4 protein-coding genes are annotated in these 5,522 nt (G+C 74.5%); 2 read left to right on the forward strand and 2 right to left on the reverse strand.

Annotated elements, in window-relative coordinates; translation table 11 throughout:
- Together H1A17_RS33230 and H1A17_RS33235 are read left to right on the forward strand one after the other, a co-directional pair.
- The coding region (locus tag H1A17_RS33230; protein ID WP_194823740.1) for a M48 family metalloprotease at positions 1 to 2,216 on the forward strand (2,216 nt) is incomplete at its 5' end.
- 52 nt (positions 2,217 to 2,268) lie between these two features.
- Complete coding sequence (locus H1A17_RS33235; RefSeq protein ID WP_194823741.1) at positions 2,269 to 2,661, forward strand: hypothetical protein; 393 nt, start codon at positions 2,269 to 2,271, stop codon at positions 2,659 to 2,661.
- A gap of 268 nt (positions 2,662 to 2,929) precedes the next feature.
- Here the strand turns inward: H1A17_RS33235 and H1A17_RS33240 are convergent, their stop codons facing one another.
- Both H1A17_RS33240 and H1A17_RS33245 read right to left on the reverse strand, forming a co-directional pair.
- Positions 2,930 to 3,796: an aldo/keto reductase gene (locus tag H1A17_RS33240; protein ID WP_194823742.1), complete on the reverse strand. Its 867-nt coding sequence runs from the start codon at positions 3,794 to 3,796 to the stop codon at positions 2,930 to 2,932.
- A gap of 116 nt (positions 3,797 to 3,912) precedes the next feature.
- On the reverse strand, positions 3,913 to 5,522 hold a 1,610-nt coding region (locus H1A17_RS33245; protein ID WP_194823743.1), incomplete at its 5' end, for a PP2C family protein-serine/threonine phosphatase.

Raw genomic sequence — 5,522 nt, forward strand, 5'->3', positions numbered from 1 at the left:
CCGGCGGATCGGCGTGGCCCGACGCCGGACCGCCGGCCGCCGCGACGACGCCCACCGGTGCCGCGCAGGCGCAGGAGTCCCCGACCGCCGGGGACCGGTTCGCCCACCGCCCGCCCGGCTACCCGAGCGCCCTGGTCTGGCTGCGCGCCGGCATCGTGCGGGACTGGCGGGGCGTGCTCGGCGCCTTCCTCGCCACCTGGTTCTACGTACCGTTGGCGCTGGTCGCGGCGGTCTGGGGTGGCCTCGCCCTCGGCCTGTACGGGCTGGTCGCCGGGGGTACCCAGTCCGACGAGGCGGTGCCGGCGCTGCTGCGGGACGCGCCGCTGGTCGGGCCGCTGCTGGAGGCCTTCGTGGCGCGTTCCGGCGGGGTGGTCGGCGGGTTCGCCGGGTTCGCGCTCGGCGCCCTGGTCGGTTTCCTGGCCATCCTCGTGCTGCCCTGGCGCAACGCCGTCGACGAACCGGCGAACCTGTTCACCGGCCTGGCCGGGATGGTGATCGCCGCCGGCCTGGTCGGGGTGCTCTACACCGTCGGGCGGGTGCTGCTGGAACCGTGGCTGCTGGGCGTCTCGGGGGCGCGGCAGCTCAGCCGGCGGGAGGCCGAACGGCTGCGTCCGCTGCTGAGCGACTGCGCGGCCCGGCTCGGCCTGCCCGGTGAACCCCGGCTGCTGATCGAGGACGACCCGGTGCTCACCAACGCCCGCGCGTACGCCCGGCACGTCGTGGTGAGCACCGCCGTGCTCGACTGCACCGACGAGGAGATCGCCGCGCTACTCAGCCACGAACTGGTGCACTGGCGCACCGGCGACGAGGTGACCAGCGCGTTCATCCGGGGTGTCGGCCTGCCGCTGGTGCTGGTGCACGCCGTCCCGGCCTGGCTGATGCGGCGGTTCCCGCACCCGGCCACCGACTTCGTGGTGTTCCTGTTCTTCTGGCCGGTGCTGCTCACCATGCGGTATGTGGTCCTGCCCTGCCACCGCCGGGACGTCCGGGCCGCCGAGTACCGGGCCGACGCCGGTGCGGTGCTCGCCGGACACCGGGAGGGGATGCGGTCCATGCTGGAGCGGCGACGCTCCTTCGAGACCGGACGCAGCGGCTGGGACGAGGCGGTCTGCGCCACCCACCCCCCGTCGGAGCTGCGCCTGGACCGGCTGGACCGGCCCGTCCCCGACCCCACCACCGACCGCGCGGCCACCGCACGCGGCCTCGACGAGCTGTTCGGCGGTACGACGACAGCGGCGGTCGGCTCCCGTCGCGCCCTGCTGGTCGTCGGCGCGCTGGTGCTGGTGAGCTGCCTGGGCGGGGGGCTGACCACGGCCCAGTGGGCGTTCTTCCGTCCCCAGGCGGCCGTCGGCGACTACTTCGCTGCCCTGGCCGACCACGACGGCCCGGAGGCGCTCGAACAGCTCACCCCCGACGTGCGGGCGGCGCTGGGCGACAGCGGGCAGCTCGCCCGGATGGTGGCGGCGAAGGACTACCGCCCGCCCACCGACGTGTCCGTGACGGGGGTGGAACGCGACGGCGACGAGGCGGTCGCCACGGTCGCCTACACCCTCGCCGGGCAGAAGCTGACCGCCGAGCTGCCGTTGCGCCGCGACGACTCCGCCGTGCTCGGGCTGTTCCACCGCTGGCACATCGACGCCGCCCCGGCGACCCTGACCCTGCCCGGCGGCCCGGCCCCGCTGACCGTCAACGGGGTGCCCGCGCCCACCGGTGCGGAGGAGGACGGGGTGGCGGTGCCGCTGCTGCCCGGGGCGTACACGGTCGCGGGGGAGAGCAACGCGCTCAGCGAGACGGCGCCCCGGGTGGTCTACGTCGTACCCGGGCAGCAGAGCGTGAGCGGCGCGGAGCTGACGCCCACCCTGCGGCCCGAGGCGCAGGCGGCGGCGGAACAGAGCGTGCGGTCCTACCTGGACGGCTGCGCGGCGCTGACGGTGGCCGCCCCGCAGGGGTGCCCGTTCCGCTACTACACCGGCGGTTCGCCGGTGAAGAAGATCGCCTGGAAGATCACCCGGTACCCGACGATCGAGCTGACCCTGACCGGCCCGACCACCGCCCGGGTCTCCACCTCGTACGAGTCGCAGGGGTCGGCGCAGGCCACCGGCAGCACCGTCGGCTACTTCGGGACCACCCCGTTCACCGAGAACGAGACGTTCGGGGTCAGCGGCGTGCTGTCGGTGGTCGACGGCACGCTGACGTTCCAACCCGGTGACGACTGAGCCGCCCGGCGGCCGGACCGCACCGTGGGCGACGACAGAGATGGAGATCGAGATGACCGCGCCCCGCTCCACCGCCCCGGCCCGGCTGGTGCTGGCCCCGCGCGCCGCCGGCCCGCAGCGGATGACGCTGCTGGCCTGGCTGCACCGCGACCCGCGCTACCGGGCCCTGGTCCGCGACGCCGGGCAGAGCGGCGGTGGCCGGGCCGGCTTCAGTGACGCGGTGATCATCGCGGTGGTCGCCCAGGGGCTGCTGCCCGGCCTGTTCAACCTGGTGCAGAGCTGGGTGGACCAGCAGCGGACCGAGGTGAGCATCCGGCTCCAGGTCGGCGACTCCGAGGTGGAGATCCAGGTCAACGGCCGCACCGACGCGGCGAAGCTGTTCGACGAGGCCCAGCGGGCCCTGCGCCCGACCGACCCCGGCAACGAGATCACCCCCGGCGGCTGACCCGCCGCCACCCGGCCCCCACGCCACCCGGCCCGTCGGGGCTCAACAACGGGGGCGAGGTAGCGGTATCCGCAGCTCGGGATGCCGCTACCTCGCCCCCGTGGTACGCCGGGCGCTGCGGAGAGGCATAAGGGTTGTTCGACCTGTTGCCGGCAGGCACGACACGCCGGGGCGGCGGGCGATGCCCGTGATCCCCGACGGGCCGCCACGGTGACCCGGTATGCGTGGTGGCGCGGGCGACGCCGTCATCTCCGGCGGGCTGGGCCCGTCAGGCGGCCTTGGCCAGGGCCTCGTACTCCTCGTCGGTGAGCTGCACCTCGGCGGCGGCCACGTTCTCCTCCAGGTGACCGACCGAGGACGTACCCGGGATGGGCAGCATGACCGGCGAGCGGCGCAACAGCCAGGCGAGCGCGAGCTGGGCGGGCGTCGCGTCGTGGCCGGTGGAGATGGCGTCCAGCGGGCCGCCCGGCTTGGCCAGGTTGCCGGTGGCGATCGGGAACCACGGGATGAACGCCAGGTCGTTGCGCTCGCAGTGGTCCAGGACGTCCTCGGCGCTGCGGTCGGCCAGGTTGTAGAGGTTCTGCACCGACACGATCGGAGTGATCTTCTGGGCCGCCTCGATCTGCGCGACGGTCACCTCGGACAGCCCGATGTGCCGGATCTTGCCCTCCTGCTTGAGCAGGGCCAACTCGCCGAGCTGGTCCTCCAGCGGCACCTTCGCGTCGATCCGGTGCAACTGGTAGAGGCCGATGGACTCCAGACCCAGGTGTCGCAGGCTCAGCTCGCACTGCTGGCGCAGGTACTCCGGCCGCCCCACCGGCCGCCAGTCGCCCGGCCCGGAGCGGGTCAGGCCGGCCTTCGTCGCGATGACCAGGTCGTCGGCGTACGGGTGCAGCGCCTCCCTGATCAGCAGCTCGGAGACGAACGGCCCGTACGAGTCGGCGGTGTCGATGAACGTGACGCCCAGCTCGTACGCCCGGCGCAGCACCCGGACCGCCTCGGCCGGGTCCTTCGGGTCGCCCCACACCCCCGGCCCGGTGATCTGCATGGCCCCGTAGCCGAGCCGGTCGACCTGGAGGTCGCCGCCGATCCGGTAGGTGCCCGACGCCTTCGCGGGCTGACTGCTGGACCCCATGTGCCGTACCCCGATCCTGTTCGTAGTCGTCGGTGGCAAATCTAGCCACCCACCCCGACGGCTTTCCCGAAGATCGCGGCCGGCAACACCCACGGGCCGAATGTGGGCACCGACACTCAGCCGGCGTGCCGGATGATCACCAACGCCTGGTCGTCGTCGGAGCCGGAGAGCTTGGTCAGCAGGGTGTCCGCGATGACCTCCACGGGCTGGTCCCGCACCGGCACGAGCACCTCGTGCAGGGCCGTCACCCCGGCGTCGTACGCCTGGTCGCGCCGCTCCACCAGCCCGTCGGTGTACGCCACCAGCAGGTCACCCGGGCCGAACGCCACGGTGGTCACCGGCACCGGGTCGCGGACCAGCCCGAGCGGCAGCGAATGCCCCGTCCAGACCGTCTCCGGCGGTCGACCCGGCCGCAGCAGCACCGGATGCGGATGCCCCACCCGGGCGACCTGCGCCTGCCCGGCCACCGGGTCGACCACCATCGCCAGGCAGGTGCCGAGGAACCCGACCCCGAGCAGCCCGGTCAACCGGGGGAACACCTCGGCCAGCGGCACCCCGGAGCGGATCAGCGTGTTCACCACCGTCCGCAGCTGCGCCATGTCGGCCGCCGCCTCGACCTGGTGGCCCACCACGTCCCCGACGACCACGGCCAGCCGGCCGTCGTCGAGGTCGACCAGGTCGTACCAGTCGCCGCCCAGGTGCAGGCCGCTCATCGCCGGTTGGTAGCGGGTCGCCAGCTCCAGGCCGGGTGGCCCGATCGTGGCCGAGGTGCGTAGCCGGCCCGCCAGCCGGGTCACCAGGTTGTGTTCGGCGGCGGCCAACCGGACCCGCTCCAGGGTCTGTTCGCACAGGTCGGCGACGGTGTCCAGCAGGGCCAGGTCGTCGTCGTGCAGCGCCCGTTCGCGGGGCCAGCCGAAACCCAGCGCGGCGATGGGCCGCCGGGAGGCGTCCAGCAGCGGCAGCACGACGGTGGTCACCATCCCGTACTCGCCCGCCGGGTCGGGCAGGCCGGGATGCCGGGCGGCGAACTCGGCCCGGTTACGCAGGATGATCCGTTCCCCGGTGCGCAGCGCGTGGGCGATCGGCCGGGGATCGTCGATGGTCAGGTCGTCGAAGGTGGCGACCAGCCCGCTCGGCAGTTCCGCGTGCCACAGCCGGACCCGCCGGCCCTCGTCGCGCATCGCCAGGCCGGGCAGCGCCGCGCCGAGCGCCATCGGGGCGGCGTCCAGGATCACCTCGATCGCCTCGCCGGTGGAGCGGGTGACGCTGAGCCGGGCGGCGAACTCCGCCATCGCCCGCGCCGACGCGGTCAGCTCGGCCCGCCGCAGCGCCTGGCTGCACAGGCCGGCCACCGCGTCGAGCAGGATGCGGCGGGCCTCCTCGTCGGCGGCCGGCCCGTCCCAGCGCACCTCCAACGCCCCGAGCACGGTGCCGGTGCCGTCGCGCAGCGGCAGGCAGAGCCCGTCCGGCAGCGGCACCGTCGTCTCCTCCCGTACCGCGCGGGCCAGCGGCTCGTCGTCGGTGACCCGCAGTTCGACGGTGCCGACCTCGTCGGTCACCGTCAGCTCCCAGGCGCCCGCCGTGGCCGCCGCGACCCGGACCCCGTCCGCGCCGACCAGCCCCGGGGTGACCGCGCCGACCACGTCCATCACCGCCTGCCGGCTGCCGGCGGCGCTGAGCGCCCCGGCGAGCCGGGCCAGCCCCTCGGCCTGCCGCAACGCCCGCC

This window comes from Micromonospora sp. S-DT3-3-22 (assembly GCF_015354745.1).
Lineage (GTDB): Bacteria > Actinomycetota > Actinomycetes > Mycobacteriales > Micromonosporaceae > Micromonospora > Micromonospora wenchangensis.